Genomic DNA, 17,017 nt, shown 5'->3' with positions numbered 1-17,017 from the left:
TTCTCATGAGCCCGGTCAGACGCGGCAAAGAGCTGCCGATCTACAACCGGCTCCCCGTGCTCCGGGCCGAGCGCGGGCTGAGCAGGGCCGCGCTCGCGAGTGCCGTCGAGGTCAACCCTCAAACCATCGGTGCTCTCGAGCGGGGCGATCACTATCCGAGCCTGGACCTGGCCTTCCGGATCTGCGCGGTCTTCGACCTGCCCGTCGAAGCGGTGTTCAGCCGCGCACCGTTCGCGCCACTGTCCACTCAGGTCTACCGCGAGGGGGGAGCATGACCGAGCAACCGGGCCGGCTCGCGGCCTACTGGGAACACCAGCTCGACAAGCTGGACGACCGGGAAGAACACAAGTCGCGCCGGCTGCCCGGCTGGCGCGACCGGAAGCACCGGCGCGCGCTGACCGCCGTGCTCAGCGCCGCCGACCTCGTGCTCGTCGGCGCCGCCGCCGGGTACACCAAGATCGGCGACGGGCTCTTCTTCGGCCTGTGGGGCATTGGCATCGTCGCCGGCGGGGCCGCGTTCTTCCTGCTGCGGATCCTCACCGGCCGGATGTGCGGTGGCTTCTCGCGGCTGCTCGACGAACGCGAACGCGAGTGGCGCCACCGGGTCACCTACATCGGCTACCAGGTGCTCAGCTACCTGATGGTGGCCGCGCTCGGCTACCTCGTGGTCATCTCGCACACCGAGGACGGCGGCTTCCGCGGCGCGCTGATGCTGTCCGCGCTCCTGGTCACCGGCACGACCATCCCGACCGTCGTGCTGGGCTGGTCGCTGCCGGACGACGACCCGGAGGACTTCGAAGAGGGGCTGCGGAATGACTGAGGGGACATTGGAGATCGACGGGATCTCCAAGCGCTACGGCACGAAGGTCGCGCTGGACGGCGTCACGTTCGACGTCCGCGCCGGGGAGCTGTTCGGCTTCGTCGGCAGCAACGGCGCCGGCAAGACCACGACCATGCGGATCGCGCTGGGGGTGCTGGCCGCCGACGCCGGCGAGGTCCGGTTCCGCGGCGAGAAGATCACGCACGAAGCGCGCAACCACATCGGCTACATGCCCGAGGAACGCGGGCTCTACCCGAAGATGAAGGTCCTCGAGCAGCTGGTCTACCTCGCCGAACTGCACGGCCTCAGCGCGAACGAGGCCCACCGCAACGCCGAGAACTGGATCAACCGGCTCGGCCTCACCGAGCGCCGCAAGGACGAGGTGCAGAAACTGAGCCTCGGCAACCAGCAGCGCGTCCAGCTGGCCGCCGCGCTGGTGCACGACCCGGCCGTGCTGGTGCTCGACGAGCCGTTCTCCGGCCTCGACCCCCTGGCCGTCGACGTCATGAGCGGCGTGCTGCGCGAGAAAGCCGCGGCCGGTGTCCCGGTCGTCTTCTCCAGCCACCAGCTCGACCTCGTCGAGCGGCTGTGCGACCGCGTCGGGATCATCCGCGGCGGCCGGATGGTCGCCGTCGGCACCGTCGGCGAGCTGACCGCCGGCGCGAGCAGCAAGCTCGTCGTCACCGCGCCGGCCGCGCCCGGCGGCTGGGCCGCGGGCCTGCCCGGCGTGCGCGTCCTGGAAAGCCACGGCGCCACCACGGTCCTCGGCCTCGAACCGAGCGCGGACGACCAGGCCGTGCTCGCCGCGGCACTCGCGACCGGACCGGTCACCGAGTTCAGCCGCCGGCACCGGTCGCTGACCGAACTGTTCCGTGATGCCGTGTCAGACAAGGGGGAATCGCGATGAGGACGTTGAGCGGCCGCCGAGCCGTCTGGCTGGTGATGAAGCGCGAGCTGAACACGCGCCTGCGCACCCGCTCGTTCGTCATCGGCACCGTCGTGATGCTGGTGCTGCTGCTGGGATACGTGGGCTTCCAGACGTCGCTGGCGGGGTCGGCGGACAAGAGCACGGTCGGGCTCACCGGCCAGGCGACCGGGATCGCGCGGCAGCTGCAGGTCGAAGCCGCGCAGTCCGGCCGGCAGATCTCGACGGTCACCATCACGGACCCGGCCGAGGGCCGGAAGAAGGTCGAGGACGGCGACCTCGACGCGCTCGTCTCGGGCAGCGCCGCGAAGCTGACCGCCACCTACAAGTCCTCTTTGGACGACCAGCTGCGCAAGGTGCTCGACCAGGTCGCGCAGCAGCAGGTGCTCGACGGCGTGCTGTCGTCCGCGCAGCTCGAACCGGCCGACGTGATGGCCCAGGTCGACGGCACCCACGTGCAGGACGACCCGATCTCGCCGGAGCCCGCGGACCACACGCAGCGGCTCGTCGTCGGGCTGATCGTCGCTTTCCTGCTCTACATCAGCATCATCACCTACGGGATGATGGTCGCCCAAGGCGTCGTCGAAGAGAAGTCGAGCCGGGTCGTGGAGATCCTGCTCGCCAGCGTGCGGCCGTGGCAGCTGTTGCTGGGCAAGGTGATCGGGCTCGGCCTGGTCGGGCTGACGCAGCTGGTGATCCTGGCCGCGGCCGGGCTGGTCGCGGCGTCGGTGACCGGGGTGTTCACGCTGTCCGGCTTCGCCACCGGCGCGATGCTGTGGGGCCTGCTCTGGTACCTGCTCGGATTCCTGTTGTACGCCACGATCTACGGCGCGCTGGGGTCGCTGGTGTCGCGGCAGGAGGACACGCAGTCGGTGGTCGGGCCGCTCAACATCGTGCTGATCGTCGGGTTCGTGACCGGGTTCAACCTGCTGCTGCAGGACCCGTCCGGCACGGCGGCGAAGGCCGTCTCGCTGGTCCCGTTGTTCTCGCCGATCCTGATGCCGGCCCGGATCGCGACCGGCGCCGCGGCGGGCTGGGAGATCGCGCTGTCGCTCGGGCTGACGGCCGCGCTCGTCGCCCTGCTGACCTGGCTCGGCGGGAAGATCTACGGCAACAGCGTGCTGCGCATCGGCAGCCGCATCAAACTGTCGGAAGCCCTGCGCGGCTGAACTGGGGAGCGATTGAAGTGCGTGTTCTGTTGTCCGGGTACGACTCGCGTGGGGGCGTCGAGCCGCTGGTGGCGCTCGCGGTGAAGGTGCGGGAGCACGGCGTCGAGGTGCGGGTGTGCGCACCGCCCGACGAAGAGTTCGCCCGGCGCCTGGCGGGCGTCGGCGTGGAGATGGTGCCGGTGGGCCAAGCCGTGCGGCCGCTGGTGACCGGGGCGAAACCGCCGACGGCGAAAGGGCTTCCCGAACGCGCGGCCGAGCTGATCGCCGCGCAGTTCGCCGCGGGCGCCGACGGGTGCGACGCGGTGGTGGCGACGGGCCTGGTGCCCGCCGTCGCCGGCGCGCGGTCGGTCGCCGAGCAGCGGGGCATCCCGTACCTGTACGCGACGTTCCAGCAGCTCACGCTGCCGACGCCGCACCACCCGCCGCGGCTGACGCACGCGGGCCTGGCCCTCCCGCCGGAGACGGGCAACCGGGCGCTGTGGGAGCTGGAAGCCCGGAACATCGACGCGCTGTTCAAGGCGGCGCTCGACACCCAGCGCGCGGCCCACGGCCTGCCGCCGGTCGGCAGCGTCCTCGGCTACGTGCTCGGCGACCGCCCACTGCTGGCGTCGGACCCGGTCCTCGACCCGTGGCAGGAGACCGCCGACCTCGACGTCGTGCAGACCGGTGCGTGGATCGTGCCGGACGACCGCCCGCTCCCGGCCGATCTCGAAGCGTTCCTGAACGCGGGCGAACCACCGGTGTACGCGGGCTTCGGGAGCATGCCGATGCGCGCTTCGCAGGACGCGGCGCGCGTCGCCATCGAGGTGATCCGCGCGCAGGGCCGCCGCGCCGTCGTCGGCCAGGGCTGGGCCGACCTGGGCCTGGCCGACGACCGGGGCGACTGTTTCGTTGTCGGTGAGGTCAACCACCAGGCGCTGTTCCGCCGGTGCGCCGCCGTCGTCCACCACGGCGGCGCGGGCACCACGACGACGGCCACTCGCTCGGGCGCGCCCCAGGTGGTCGTCGCGCAGAGCGGCGACCAGCCGTACTGGGCCGGCCGGGTCGCCGAGCTGGGCATCGGCGCGGCGCACGACGGCCCGGTGCCGACCGTCGCCTCCCTGTCCGACGCGCTCGAGACGGCCCTGGCGGCCCAGCCGCGAGCGGCCGCCGTCGCCGCCTCGATCCGGACCGACGGCGCGGAGGTGGCGGCGAACCTGGTCCTCGACGCTATGAAGTGATCTTCCCGTACCGCTCCAAGGAAACCTGGCGCTCGTGGGCGTGGTCGACCATGGGCTCCGGGTACTCCTCGGGGCGGTCCTTCAGCTTGTGGACCGCCTTGCCGCCGACGCCGCGCAGCTCCGGCACGTACTTGCGGACGTAGTCGCCGTTCGGGTCGAACTTCTCCCCCTGCGTCGTCGGGTTGAAGATCCGGAAGTACGGCGCCGCGTCCGTGCCGGAGCCGGCGACCCACTGCCAGTTCAGCTGGTTGGACGCGAGGTCGCCGTCGACGAGGTGCTTCATGAAGTGCCGCGCGCCGAGCCACCACGGCAGGTGCAGGTCCTTGACCAGGAAGCTCGCGACGACCATCCGCACGCGGTTGTGGATCCAGCCCTCGGCCAGCAGCTGCCGCATCCCGGCGTCGACGATCGGGTAGCCGGTCTTGCCCGCGCACCACCGCTCGAAGGCCTCGCGGTCGTCGTCGTGCTCCATCAGGTCGAAGCGCTTGTCGTAGTTCTTGCGCGCGGTTTCCGGGCGGTGCCAAAGGACGTCGGCGTGGAACTCGCGCCAGCAGAACTCGCTGCGCAGCGACCTCGCGCCGGCCCGGTCGTCCCCCTCCAGGTCGGCCAGCAGCGTCCGCGGGTGGACGCACCCCCAGCGCAGGTACGGCGAAAGCCGGGTCGTGCCTTCGCGGTCCGGCCGGTCGCGGTCTTCGTCGTAGGTCTCGATGCCCTCGTCGAGGAACGCGTGCCACGCGTCCAGCGCGGCCTGCTCGCCCGGCTCCGGCAGGGTCGCGGACACCTGCGGCGGCTTCGGGATCTCCAGCGAGCGCGGCGGTTCCACCCAGTCCACAAGGGACGGTCCGGTGTCGGCGGGAGAGTGCCGGCCGTGCGCGGTCCACGCCCGGTGGAACGGCGTGAAGACGCGGTAGGGGTCACCGTCCGGCTTGGTGACGCGCCCCGGCGTCACGGCGTACGGCGAGCCCGTCTCGACCCACTCGATGTTGTTCTCCGCCAACGCTTTCGCGACTTCGGCGTCCCGGCGGCGGCCATAAGGACCCGTGTCGGTGCTGACGTGCACCGCCGCGGCGCCGATCTTCTTCGCGGCCTGCACGACCTCGGCCGCCGGTTCGCCGCGCACCAGCATCAGCCGTCCGCCGAGCTGCTCGTTCAGCTTCTCCAGGCACCCGTAGAGGAACGCCTCCCGCGGGGCGCCGCCCGGCTTCAGCAGCGCCTCGTCGAGGACGTACAGCGCGAGGACGTGCTTGCTGTGCTTCGAGGCTTCGAGCAGCGCGGCGTGGTCGCCCAGCCGCAGGTCGCGGCGGAACCACAGGACGACGGGTGCTTCTCTGGTCACGCGGCCCAACGATAAGCGCCCCGCCGTGCCAGTGCACGACGGGGCGCTCTCGGTCAGCTGATCAGGCTCAGCGCTCCGACATCGGGGTGTAGTCACGCGAGGCGTGGCCGGTGTAGATCTGCCGCGGGCGGCCGATCTTGGTGGCCGGGTCGTTGATCATCTCGCGCCAGTGCGCGATCCAGCCCGGCAGGCGGCCGAGCGCGAACAGCACCGTGAAGAACTTCGTCGGGAAGCCCAGCGCCCGATAGATCAGGCCGGTGTAGAAGTCCACGTTCGGGTACAGCTTGCGCTCGATGAAGTAGTCGTCGGAAAGCGCGGTCTCTTCGAGCTTCTTGGCGATCTCGAGCAGCTGGTCGCCGCCCTTGAGCTTGCCGAGGATCTCGTCGGCCGTGTTCTTGATGATCTTCGCGCGCGGGTCGTAGTTCTTGTAGACCCGGTGCCCGAAGCCCATCAGCTTCACGCCCTTTTCCTTGTTCTTCACCCGCTCGACGAACTTGGCGACGTCGCCGCCGTCGTTCTTGATGCCCTCGAGCATGTCGAGCACCGCGGCGTTCGCGCCACCGTGCAGCGGGCCGAACAGCGCGTTGATGCCGGCCGAAATCGACGCGAACAGGTTCGCCTCGGACGAGCCGACCAGGCGCACGGTCGAGGTCGAGCAGTTCTGCTCGTGGTCGGCGTGCAGGATGAACAGCAGGTCGAGCGCCTTCGCGATGTCCGGGTCGACCTCGTACGGCTCGGCCGGGAAGCCGAACGTCATCCGCAGGAAGTTCTCGACCAGGCCGAGCGAGTTGTCCGGGTACAGCAGCGGCTGGCCGACGGACTTCTTGTAGGCGTAGGCGGCCAGGGTCGGGACCTTGGCGAGCAGCCGGATGGTGGACAGCTCCACGTTCGGCTCGTCGAACGGGTCGAGCGAGTCCTGGTAGAAGGTCGACAGCGCCGACACCGCACTGGACAGCACCGGCATCGGGTGCGCGTCGCGCGGGAAGCCGCTGAAGAACGCCTTCAGGTCCTCGTGCAGCAGCGTGTGGCGCTGGATCTTCTCGGTGAAGTCGGCCAGCTGGGCTTCGGTCGGCAGCTCGCCGTAGATCAGGAGGTAGGAGACCTCGACGAAGGTCGACTTCTCGGCCAGCTGCTCGATCGGGTAACCGCGGTACCGGAGGATCCCGGCGTCACCGTCGATGTAGGCGATGGCCGACGACGCGGCGCCGGTGTTGACGAACCCGGGGTCGTAGGTGATGTACCCCGTCTGCGCCAGCAGCTTCCCCAGCTCGATCCCGGGCGCGCCCTCGACCGGGTGGACGATCTTGAACTCGTGCTCGCCACTCGGCAGGGTCAGCTTCGCGGTTTCGCCGCCGGACTGCCCCGCAGTCGTCGCGTCGGACATGCAAGTCCCTCTCACGTTCGGCACGGGGCGGCGGCGCCTGCGGGTTCCACAGGTAGCCGAGTGTTAACGCGAGGAAACACTGGCGCCTCGCTGCACACCGCCCCGCTGGGGTATGAAGAATGCCCCTCTACGCTAGTCGAGAAACGGGTGTTCGCGCAGCGGTGACGTTGCTCCTGGGTGCCCCTTTGGGACCAGGTTCACACAGTGGCCGCCATATCGGCGGACGTGGGCGGCTCGGCCCCGCTTCGCGAAACGGTGATGGACGCCGCTTTCGCCGCGAATTCCAGCGCCTCGCGCCACGCCCCGGCGTCGAGAGAGGCCAGGTCGGCGACCTTACGGGTGTGCAGCCAGGCCAGCAGGGCGCCCTGGACGGTGTCGCCGGCGCCGATGGTGTCGACCACGGTCACCTTCCGCGACGGCACGTGGGCCAGCTCACCTGCGGCGGTGATCACCGCGACGCCGTCGGCGCCCCGGGTGAGCACCACGGCGTCCACACCGGACTCGATCCACGTCTTCGCGGCGGCGACCGGGTCGGCCCCTTCGGTGAGCCACGCGGCGTCGTCGTCGGAGATCTTGAGCAGCCGGACGTCCGGCAGCCAGGACGCGAACCGGGCGCGGTAGGCGGCCGGATCGGTGATGAGCGCCTCGCGGATGTTGGGGTCGAGGACGGTCAGCACGCCGCGGGCGGCCTCGCGCCGCAGCATCGCCTCGTACGCCGACGCGCCGGGCTCGAGCACCATCCCGAGTGTGCCGAGCGAGAGCGCGGTCACGTTCTCCGGAAGCGGTCCCGGGTCCGCGACGAGCCGGTCGGCCGTGCCCTCGACGTAGAACGTGTAGCGCGCGGCGCCCTTCGCGTCGAGCGCGACGACGGCGAGCGTCGTCGGCTCGTCGCCGCGCTGCAGCAGCGACGTGTCGACGTCCGAAGCGTGCAGCCGGTCGACCATCGCGTCGCCGAAGCGGTCGGTGGAGACGCGCGAGAGGAAGGCCGTCGGCACGCCGAGGCGGCCGGCCGCCAGTGCGACGTTGTACGGGCCACCACCGAGCCGCGGCAGCAGCGCGCGCAGCCCACCGTCCACAGTGGAATCCAGGGGGTCGCCGGGGACCAGGTCGACCAGAGCTTCTCCGCCTACGACGATCACGCGGGGAGTTTAATGGAGTTCGGGCTGACAATTCCTGTCCGCTATTTGTCGAGCCCGCCGAGGAGCAGTTCACCCAGGGCGGTGAACGCTTCGGCGTCGGAGACGTCGATCCGCTGCCCGAGCACGCCGGTCTGGATGCCTTCGATGATCAGCCCGGTCATCTCGGCCACGAGCCGGGCGTGGACGTCGCGGAAGACGCCGTCGGCGACGCCCTTGTCGATGAACTGCCGGAGCCGCTGGGCGGCGAACCGGCTGTTGACCTGGTAGGCCTCGCGGGCCGGGCCGAACTCGGCGAGGTCGCGCATGAACGACGGCGACGCCCGGTTCAGGTGCTCGGCCACGCCGGCCAGGTACTCCCCGATGAGCTTGCGGGCGTCGTCGATCCCGGCGATCCGCTCCTCGATCCGCTCGCCGGCGCCCCGGAAGAAGTGGGTGACGACCTTGAACGCGAGCTGCTCCTTGCTGGGCGCGAGGGCGTAGAGCGTCGACTTCGAGCAGCGGAGACGGCCGGCGAGGTCGTCGAGCGTGAAGCCGGCGAAGCCTTCGGCGAGGAACAGCGCCTCGAGGTCACCGAGCAGGGCGCGCTGGCGCGCGGTCGGCCGTCGGCGGGGTTCGGGGGGCACAGGCTCACTATCTCCTACGTCTTCCGGCCACCCCAGGCCCGTCTTACTGTACTCTAATCGAGCCCACAGTACTGTTTTCAGTACCGTATTGCTCCGAGGCTTCGCCCCGGGCCGGGGGCTCCGCCACCCGGAACCCCCGCAAAGCCGCTGTTTTGGAGGACGACGATGCCCGCCGAACGCTTGCTGCCGGACTCGGACGCCGAGGACCTCGTCGCACTGGCCCGGGAGATCGCCCGCGACGAGCTCGCCCCGCGCGCGGCGGCGGCCGAGGAGGCCGAGCAGTTCCCCCGCGAGCAGTTCCGCCTCCTGGGCAAGTCCGGCCTGCTGGGCCTGCCGTACGCCGAGCGCTGGGGCGGCGGTGAGGTGCCGTACGAGGTGTACCTGCAGGCGCTGGAGGAGATCGCGAGCGCGTGGATGACGGTCGGCGTCGGGCTGTCGGTGCACACGATGTCCTGCTACGCGCTGGCTCAGTGGGGCACGGACGAGCAGCGCGACGAGTGGCTGCCGGACATGCTCGAAGGCGGAATGCTGGGCGCGTACGCGCTGTCGGAGACGCAGGCGGGTTCGGACGCGGCCGCTTTGTCGACACGCGCGCGTCTCGACGGTCCGGACTACGTCGTGAACGGCACCAAGGCGTGGATCACGCACGCGGGAGTGGCGGACTTCTACACGACGATGGTCCGCACGGGCGCTTCGGAGATCTCCTGCCTGCTGGTCCCTTCCGCGACCGACGGCCTCACGGCGGCGCCGCGCGAACGCAAGATGGGCCTCACCGGGTCACCGACGGCCCAGATGATGTTCTCCGATGCCCGGGTGCCCGCTTCGCGGCTTGTAGGCGCTCCGGGCGACGGCCTCCGGATCGCACTGTCGTCGTTGAGCTCGGGTCGCCTGGGGATCGCGGCGTGCGCGGTGGGCCTGGCGCAGGCGGCGCTGGACGAAGCCGTGGCGTACGCGAAGGGGCGGCAGCAGTTCGGCCGGTCGATCATCGACTTCCAGGGGATCGAGTTCCTCTTGGCCGACATGGCGGCGACGGTGGAGTCATCCCGGGCGATGTACCTGGAGGCGGCCCGGCGACGTGACCGCGGGTTGCCGTTCCAGCGGCAGGCATCGATCGCGAAGCTGGTGGCGACGGACGGCGCGATGAAGGTGACGACGGACGCGGTGCAGGTCCTCGGCGGGGCCGGGTACACGCGGGACTTCCCGGTGGAGCGGTACATGCGCGAGGCGAAGGTGCCCCAGATCTTCGAAGGGACGAACCAGATCCAGCGGCTGGTCATCGCCCGGGAACTGAAGAAGGCTTGATCTTGGCACGCCGTGTCGTCCCTTCGGACACGCGTGTCGTCCGCTCAATCACGCGAGCCGACCCTCTGGGTACGCGAGCCGACCCTCCAGGCACCCGAGCTCGCCGGTCCGGCACGTGCTCCGTTCGGCATCTCGCGTGATCGGAGAGGCATCTCGCGTGTTGGGGAAGGCATCTCCCGTGATCAGAGGGGCATCGCGCGTGATTGCCGGGGCATCTCGCGTGGACAGACGGACGGCACGCCGGAACCGCCCGGTTACCGGCGTGCCGTCCGAAACTCAGCGAGTCTCGCGGTAGCGGCGGTCCTTCGACACGCCCTCGCCCAGAGTCTCGTCGAAGTGGTACACCTCGTCGCCCCGGACGAACACTCGCAAGGCCCGATTCATCACATCGAGCGGATCTCCGCTCCACAGCACCACGTCCGCGTCCAGGCCCGGCTTCAGCGACCCGATCCGGCCGTCGAGGCCCAGCATCGAGGCCGGGTTCACGGTCAGCGAACGCAGCGCCGTCGCCGGGTCGAGGCCGTCCTTGACCGCCAGGGCCGCCTGGTAGACCAGGAAGTTGATCGGGATCACCGGGTGGTCCGTCGTGATCGCGATCTTCACCCCCGCCCGCGCCAGGATGCCTGCCGACCGCAAAGTCCGGTTCCGCAGCTCCACCTTGGACTTCGTGGTGAACAGCGGCCCCAGGATCACGGGCACGTCGCGCGAAGCCAGCAGGTCCGCGATCAGGTGCCCCTCGGTGCCGTGGTTGATCACCAGCTTGTAGCCGAACTCGTCGGCCAGCCGCAGCGCCGTCACGATGTCGTCCGCGCGGTGGACGTGCTGGTCCCAGTACAGCTCGCCGTCGAGGACCTTCGACAGCGTCTCCATCGTCAGGTCGACCTCGTGCGGCTTGCCCTCGGCCTCCGCGTGCGCGCGCTTGGCCTGGTAGTTGCGGGCCTTGGTGAACGCCTCACGCAGGATCGCCGCGACGCCCAGCCGGGTCGACGGCGTCTGCTTCTTGTCGCCGTACACGCGCTTCGGGTTCTCGCCGAGCGCGCTCTTCACGCTGACGTGCTCCGCGAAGATCATGTCGAGGATGCTGCGGCCCCAGGTCTTGACGCCGATCGTCTGGCCGCCGATCGGGTTGCCCGACCCGGGCTTGATGACGACGCTCGTCACGCCGCCGGCCAGCGCGTCGTCGAAGCCGGGTTCGTACGGGTCGATGCCGTCGACGGCGCGGAAGCGGGCGCCGTTCGGGTCGGTCATCTCGTTCGTGTCGTTGCCCGACCAGCCCTCGCCGGGTGGCCTTCCGTAACCAAACGGAGGATCGATGGATACCCTAGAACGCCTGGTCAGAGCCTGGGTAGAGGACATCAGGACCACACCCTATCGGCCCAGCGCTCCCCAGGATCGGCCCGTGCCGACAACGGAGGCCAGCCGATAAGCGTGCTCCTGTTCGTGGGCCTGCTCCTGGCCCTCCTGTACGGGATCGGCAGGCTTCTCCGGCCGTCTATCCACTAACTGAATCAGAGCACAGCAGAAGGCCCACCTGGCGGATATCCAGGTGGGCCTTCCTCATGCCGGGACCTTCGCGAGGGGAGGTGGAAGGGCCCGGCGGGCCTGTGGGATGGCCGGTTGATGATCCGGCCCGGGGGAATTGATGAGGCAAGCTTCGCACGGTGCCCCCACCATGCCGGAAAGCTGATCGAACGTGCCCGGTTGCAAGTAGATGCCGCAGAGGACCCGCACGCCCTCGGGAATCACCTCAGGCTGTCCGGTGGGCCCCGCTTCGGATAGATGCACGGTCCGTTGGCTCTCCCCCGCCATGCCGGACTTGAGCCTGAGGAATGTGAGCCGGACTGTCACGGCCTGCCCCTCTTCTGCCAACGCTCCACGACCGGGGGAACGACCACCACGGCCACCGGTAGAGCGAACATGCCGGATAAGACAAGAGTGAGGCCCCACGCGGGCGATATGTGGATCATCTTCTAAGCGTCGGCGCACGCTCCCCCATCCGGGAGAGAAGACGCGGGGTAAGTTAGGGGAAGAGTCGTACGATGGGCTTGTGCCGAACAACCTCTTGATCCATGCACGCGAGGCGACGCCGTCGCGCCTGCACCCCGGGACCGCGATGGGCCGGGATGAGTTGGCGGTTCTCGTCCGCGACTGGATCAGCAAGCGGGAACACCGCCTGTCCCCGTTCGACGCTCGGCACCTGGGCAAGATTGAGCGTGGCGCGGTCCGCCGTCCGGCTCCGGCTGTGCGTGCCGCCCTGTGCGCCATCCTGGGCCGTACTGAGACTGAACTAGGGTTGGTGCGCCCCAAGCCTTCCACGGCTGTCGCGGAGCCTCTGAGGCCCGATTACGGGTCCCTCAAAGCGATAGCGGGTGTGCTGGCCTCCGTGCGTCGGCTAGAAGTCGCATCCGGGGCGGCTGACGTACTCCCCACAGTCCAGGCTCAGCGGGCCCTTGCTGCCCGGCTGACCACGGAAGCCCGTGGCGAGACCAGGCGGGCCGGACTGGACCTCATGGCCAACGTGGAGACCTACCTAGGGTGGCTGAACCTGAACGTGGGCAACAGCTCTGAGGCACGCGGGCACCTGGACAAGGCTTGCGAATACGCGCTCATGGGCGACCACCCGAACCGGCTCAGTACCGCGCTTTCCTTTCTGGCGTACCGGTCCCAGCGTCGGGGAGACCTGATCACAGCGGCCGATCAGACAGCAGCAGCGGCCCGGGACCCTCGGGTGAACGCTGGGCTTCGGGCCTACTTGCATTACCAGCGCTCGGAATTCCTGGCTCAGGACGGGCAGCGTACCGACGCACTGAGCGCTCTCCGGGTGGCTGACACCCTGGCGGCCAAGGTCAAGCCTGGATCCTGGCACACCCCGGGCTACTACGTGGCGCATCGCGCGTTCGCCTTGTCGGCACTGGGTGATTCGGCGGCTGGTCCTGCGGTCCAGGAGGCCCGGCGGCTACTCCCTGAGTACGCGCCGACCCTGCCCCTGAGGCTCCGGCAGGCTCACCATCGGTTGGACGAGATCACAGCGTGATTGCTCCATCCGAGTGAACACGCTTGACATACGACTCGGACACAGAACGTAACTGTTGCCTGGTCAGAACCAGGTCTCGGCGCTTCCCGGGCGGGTAGCGTGCCGTGCCAGGCGGATACCTACACGTAAAGTCATCTCCAGCACCACGGACCAACCCCGCCAAGGGAACCCGGTCAGCCCGGAGGCCATTGCCTGCCTCCACCGTGAGGGCACCGGGGCATGGGGAGCCGTAGTTCTCGCCGCCTGTGCAAGCAGGCCGCCCCCGGCAGAGGGAAGACCCTGCCGGTTGAAACCCCATGTCCTGCAAGGCATCTAGCCACGCCTGTGGCCTGTTTGCCTTGCCCTATCACGGAGAACAAGACATGCAGAACACGTATGAGAGTGCCCGGGTAGTCGACCGGGCCGCCAAGGCGGTCGGTGGTGAGGCCAAGTTGGCGAAGCACATGGGCGTCAGTGAGAACTTGGTTCGCGCGTTCATCAACCACCGCGAAGTCCCGAACGAGCCCACGTTGCGAGCCCTCCGGGAGCTTGCCGACAACGCGGAAGCTGAGGCTGCCTGATGACACAGGCATTCCACCGCCCGGCGGACGTATTCCAGTGGTTCCGGCTGATCGAAGAGCACACCACGGACGGACTCTCAGCGGCGGCAACCATTGCTGCACACGGAGAACTGACCATGACACCGAAACACATGGTGCTCTTCTGGAAGCCGGACAAGCGGGTCAACCGTGCGAGCCTCCGGGATCTGATCTTGCATGGCTTCGTTTGCCCCGTAACAGATCCTGGCGACCCCGGCAGAGTCCTCAACTACACGGCTTGCGTGCCTTCTCATGCGCACGACGAGTACCTACGGCAACTAGTAGAGGTGTTCAGTGACTGAGTACGACCGACACGCATGGGTGTCCGCACCGGGCACGGTGGCCCAGTTGCCCTGTCGCTGTCCCAAGAAGCACCGGAGCCCCGCTGGCTGGGTTCGCTGCGCTGTGCCGCACCTGGGCCACCTGGACGGCCGGAAAGGCCGTCTCGTGGTGCTGCATTGGTGCCGGGTCCCGTCCGCCGTGGTGGTGGACTCCCTGCCAGAGGCCGAAAAGGTCCTCAACTGGGTTTGCTGCGGTCCATGCGAACGGCAGGCACACCAGGTCTTCGCCGTGACTCGAAAGGCCCTCCCCGAGGGCATGAAGCTTAAGGGAGACAACGAATGACCATGACGGATCTCGTTTGGGGGCCGCCCTTTCGCCCCTATGAGTACTGGGCTGACCTCGCGGAGACTGAGCCGGACTTCCTCATTGAGGGCTTGCTGCACGCCCAGACCAACACGGTCACGGGCAAGCCCACGGTGGGAAAGACCCGTCTGGTGTCCGGCATGGTTGCCGCGATTGCCAACGGGGACAACGAGTTCTGCGGGTCCAAGGTGGTGGAGTCCGGCCCGGTGCTGATCGTGTCCTCGGACGCGGGTGAGACCCGGAAGTGGGGGCTTCGCATGAGGGAGCACGGCGTTGAGTCCAGCCGCGTGGCCATCACGAAGTGGAACCCGTTGGACACGCGGATGTACGAGGCCGAAGCCCGCCGGGCCCGGCTGATCGTGTTCGACAACCTGACCGGGATGCTTGGCAACGCATCGATTGGTGATGACGCTGCGGCGCGAGGGGTCTGCACGCCACTAGCAGAGATTGCCGAGAACGGGTGCACCGTGCTCCTGATCGCGCACTCCGCCAAGAACACCGAAGCCATCTCCGGCCGGTACACGCCTACCGGAGTCATGGGTTCGACCGTGTACCAGGCGTGGGAACGGCTGAACCTCCACATGCACGACAAGACCGAGGAGTTCACGCGGTCCATCACGGTCAAGTCCAACGACCACGGGCAGCGGGACCTACTCGTGCAAGCGGAGTTCGGTCGGGCGTCGGCAACCTGGTCTCTGCTGAACGAGCGGGAACCGACCACGGCCCGGAGGCGCACCGATGAGGTTTACGCGGAGCGTCGAAGCCTGTTCGCGGATGTGGTGGATAGCCCCACCCTGTCCGTGCTCGACTCCAAGCGCGCTGTGAGCCGGGCACTACTGACCGAGTACCCGGGCCGGTGGAAGTCGGCCGCTGCTGCGGAGAAGGCGTTTGAGCGGGCCCGCGATGCCGTCAAGGGCGAGTACCGAGACGGCCGGTGGCAGTACCCGGAGGCCGCGTGACCAGGGTGCGACACTGCGACCCCCCCCTATAGATAAACCCCCCCGTCGCACGTATCCGGGGCAGTGGCGGGGGTCAGGTAGGAACCAAGCCATCGAGATCCAGAGCCCTGACGACCTGGACCATCCTCCCTCGGTTCCGGATGGTCCAGGCGTCCAGCTCCCTGAACCTCGCCAACGAGCCTCCGGGTTCTTAGCGCCCGGCACCCCGGCGGGTCCGAAGGAGCCGGGGTCCGGGTCGCCAAGGGTCCGGGCCTTCAATTCGAATGGAGCAATCATGCTGAACGAAGTACCGAAGTCACACGGGGGCCCTGTACCTCGCAATCGAGCTGACCTGATCCGGCAGGCCAATGCCTTGCTCAAGTCCGCCGATGGCAAGGCTCCACCTGTGGACCCGAGTTGGTTCCAGGATCCCCAGAAGCGGGGCCTGGTCTCCTACGAACAGGGTGAGGCTGAAGGCGTCTTGACTCTGGCACGTACGGATTACAGGGCTCGTCCCGGGGCTCAGCGCCTTGCTGTGGAGCCGAAAGCCCCATGGGCAGCCTCGGACACTGCCGATGACTCAGAGGCCGTTGAGGACCTTCTCACCCACGATCCTGCATTCGATGGGCTCACGGACGCGGACCGGGACCTCCTGGTCCTCCTCCTGGACGGCCGGAGCGTGATGGGTGAGTTCCTGCCCGGGATAGCTACAGCCCTTGGGATCAACCATGAGACGGCGAAGAAGCGCTGGCAGCGCCTACGCAAGAAGCTCCTGCCCGCAGTGTCTGAGGCCCGGTCCGACTGGGAGGCCATCTCAGCGATTCGGGAGCTTGCCACGGTGTGATGTCCCCGGCTCCCGCGTGTTATGAGCCCGGTTTGCTTGGGAAGACCAAGTGACCCGGGTTTCTTAGTCTCCGGACCAGGGACGTAAGACGCGTCTACTACTCACCTTCCGCGTGAAGGCGTTCCTGGTCCGGACTCACTTCAGCTCTGGTTGGAACCTCCTCCCTGGCCTAGAGCTGAAGGGCCGGAGTAGAGCGCGGGTGTTCCTTCCTTTCCGCCTTGCGCTCCTCCGGCTGCCCTTCTTACTGATTTCCGATTGGAGAAGCCATGTCCACACGCATGAAGCACACCCCCGGTTCGAACACCTGGGGTTGCGCCGTGTGCCAAACCGAGTGGCCGGACGCCCAGGGCTGGAATGCCCACCTGGTACAGGGCCGATGCCCTGACCCGGTCCGGCCCATTAGCCCGGAGGCAAAGGCCGATGCCGAGTACCAGACGCTGAAGGCCCGGAACCGGCAGGCGATCCAGGAGCGCTAGACCACGTGTGCAGGTCCAGCCTCCAGCCGGCCAGATCCGACCCCCTTCTGACCTGGGGATCCTTGGCCTGTGTCGGCACGGAACACCAGACCAATTCCCCCGAAACGAGGTACCCCCGTGGCTGAACCCTGGGCCAGCAAGAAGCGTGACGTGTCAGTCCCTGAGCCTCTGCGCCGTGTCATCTGGGCACGGGACGAAGGCATCTGTCAGAGCTGTGGTGCGCCCGGTGCTGAGGTAGACCACCGAATCCCTGTGGCACAGGGAGGAACCCACACACCTGACAACCTGTGGCTCCTGTGCAGGGACTGCCACAAGCCCAAGTCCAAGGCTGAGCGGCAGGCCGGATACCAAGCCTGGCGGGCCAAGGGCAAGCGTCCACCCGAGGCCCACCCCTCAGAGGGCCTGAGGCCCCAGTGAGTACGCGTGCTCATGTTGAGCCTAAAAGTCCGGGAGCGTGGACCTGAGGGCCAGCAATGGGCCCCCCTACCCCTGGGGCTTCCGCCCTCCCCGGCCCTGTTTTCACGCCACCCGAGGGGTTCGGCCGTCAGGCAGATGCGTGCGCGCATCTAGCCCCCTGAGTACCC

Annotated in this window: 16 protein-coding genes and 1 pseudogene; 12 read left to right on the top strand and 5 right to left on the bottom strand. The window is 68.5% G+C overall.

What is annotated here, in order from left to right; genetic code table 11:
- Positions 1-5 precede the first annotated feature (5 nt).
- Genes ACZ4TR_RS06090 through ACZ4TR_RS06070 form a run of 5 tightly spaced genes read left to right on the top strand, consistent with a single transcriptional unit; the run spans position 6 to position 4,134 of the window.
- Positions 6-275 (top strand): helix-turn-helix transcriptional regulator, encoded by a 270-nt coding sequence (locus tag ACZ4TR_RS06090; protein ID WP_364516741.1) that lies wholly within the window; start codon positions 6-8, stop codon positions 273-275.
- A complete protein-coding gene (locus ACZ4TR_RS06085) occupies positions 272-820 on the top strand; it encodes a hypothetical protein (RefSeq protein ID WP_465285971.1) in 549 nt (182 codons plus the stop codon). The genes ACZ4TR_RS06090 and ACZ4TR_RS06085 overlap by 4 nt, the downstream gene beginning before the upstream one ends.
- On the top strand, positions 813-1,727 hold the full coding sequence (locus ACZ4TR_RS06080; protein ID WP_465285970.1) for an ABC transporter ATP-binding protein: 915 nt from the start codon (positions 813-815) through the stop codon (positions 1,725-1,727). The genes ACZ4TR_RS06085 and ACZ4TR_RS06080 overlap by 8 nt, the downstream gene beginning before the upstream one ends.
- Positions 1,724-2,914, top strand: a complete 1,191-nt coding sequence (locus ACZ4TR_RS06075; protein WP_465285969.1) for an ABC transporter permease — start codon at positions 1,724-1,726, stop codon at positions 2,912-2,914. Before ACZ4TR_RS06080 ends, ACZ4TR_RS06075 begins: the two co-directional genes overlap by 4 nt.
- Positions 2,915-2,931: 17 nt before the next feature.
- Complete coding sequence (locus ACZ4TR_RS06070) at positions 2,932-4,134, top strand: glycosyltransferase (protein ID WP_465285967.1); 1,203 nt, start codon at positions 2,932-2,934, stop codon at positions 4,132-4,134.
- On the opposite strand, the gene ACZ4TR_RS06065 is transcribed toward ACZ4TR_RS06070, so the two are convergent.
- The 4 genes from ACZ4TR_RS06065 to ACZ4TR_RS06050 all read right to left on the bottom strand — a co-directional run bounded on the left by ACZ4TR_RS06065 (position 4,124) and on the right by ACZ4TR_RS06050 (position 8,616).
- Positions 4,124-5,470 carry a cryptochrome/photolyase family protein gene (locus ACZ4TR_RS06065; protein ID WP_465285966.1) on the bottom strand — a complete coding sequence of 449 codons (1,347 nt, stop codon included), beginning with the start codon at positions 5,468-5,470 and terminating at the stop codon, positions 4,124-4,126. The two genes, ACZ4TR_RS06070 and ACZ4TR_RS06065, sit on opposite strands and share 11 nt — an antisense overlap.
- A 67-nt stretch (positions 5,471-5,537) precedes the next feature.
- Positions 5,538-6,854 carry a citrate synthase gene (locus ACZ4TR_RS06060; RefSeq protein WP_286001662.1) on the bottom strand — a complete coding sequence of 439 codons (1,317 nt, stop codon included), beginning with the start codon at positions 6,852-6,854 and terminating at the stop codon, positions 5,538-5,540.
- 197 nt (positions 6,855-7,051) lie between these two features.
- Positions 7,052-7,993, bottom strand: a complete 942-nt coding sequence (locus tag ACZ4TR_RS06055) for a carbohydrate kinase family protein (protein WP_465285965.1) — start codon at positions 7,991-7,993, stop codon at positions 7,052-7,054.
- Positions 7,994-8,034: 41 nt separating this feature from the next.
- The gene (locus tag ACZ4TR_RS06050; protein WP_364516755.1) at positions 8,035-8,616 is read right to left on the bottom strand and encodes a TetR/AcrR family transcriptional regulator; all 582 of its coding nucleotides are present in this window, start codon (positions 8,614-8,616) and stop codon (positions 8,035-8,037) included.
- 165 nt (positions 8,617-8,781) lie between these two features.
- Between ACZ4TR_RS06050 and ACZ4TR_RS06045 the strand changes: the two genes are divergently transcribed.
- Complete coding sequence (locus ACZ4TR_RS06045) at positions 8,782-9,918, top strand: acyl-CoA dehydrogenase family protein (protein WP_465285964.1); 1,137 nt, start codon at positions 8,782-8,784, stop codon at positions 9,916-9,918.
- A gap of 276 nt (positions 9,919-10,194) precedes the next feature.
- On the opposite strand, the pseudogene ACZ4TR_RS06040 reads toward ACZ4TR_RS06045, so the two are convergent.
- Positions 10,195-11,199: pseudogene (locus ACZ4TR_RS06040) on the bottom strand (amidohydrolase family protein); the annotation flags it as partial.
- Between the two features lie 766 nt (positions 11,200-11,965).
- On the opposite strand from ACZ4TR_RS06040, the gene ACZ4TR_RS06035 reads away from it, so the two are divergent.
- From ACZ4TR_RS06035 to ACZ4TR_RS06010, 6 genes are all read left to right on the top strand, one after another.
- Complete coding sequence (locus ACZ4TR_RS06035) at positions 11,966-12,952, top strand: hypothetical protein (protein WP_465285963.1); 987 nt, start codon at positions 11,966-11,968, stop codon at positions 12,950-12,952.
- Positions 12,953-13,314: 362 nt separating this feature from the next.
- Positions 13,315-13,512 (top strand): helix-turn-helix domain-containing protein, encoded by a 198-nt coding sequence (locus ACZ4TR_RS06030; protein ID WP_465285962.1) that lies wholly within the window; start codon positions 13,315-13,317, stop codon positions 13,510-13,512.
- Complete coding sequence (locus tag ACZ4TR_RS06025) at positions 13,512-13,832, top strand: hypothetical protein (protein WP_465285961.1); 321 nt, start codon at positions 13,512-13,514, stop codon at positions 13,830-13,832. Before ACZ4TR_RS06030 ends, ACZ4TR_RS06025 begins: the two co-directional genes overlap by 1 nt.
- 318 nt (positions 13,833-14,150) lie before the next feature.
- Positions 14,151-15,134, top strand: coding sequence for an AAA family ATPase (locus tag ACZ4TR_RS06020; protein WP_465285960.1), 984 nt, complete (start codon positions 14,151-14,153; stop codon positions 15,132-15,134).
- Positions 15,135-15,408: 274 nt separating this feature from the next.
- A complete protein-coding gene (locus tag ACZ4TR_RS06015) occupies positions 15,409-15,957 on the top strand; it encodes a hypothetical protein (RefSeq protein ID WP_465285959.1) in 549 nt (182 codons plus the stop codon).
- Between the two features lie 545 nt (positions 15,958-16,502).
- Positions 16,503-16,850: an HNH endonuclease gene (locus tag ACZ4TR_RS06010; protein ID WP_465285958.1), complete on the top strand. Its 348-nt coding sequence runs from the start codon at positions 16,503-16,505 to the stop codon at positions 16,848-16,850.
- Positions 16,851-17,017: the final 167 nt, after the last annotated feature.

The organism is Amycolatopsis sp. NPDC028719 (assembly GCF_055565395.1).
Note: the sequence above shows the minus strand (reverse complement) of the source record. Positions and strands in the feature narration are given on the sequence as shown.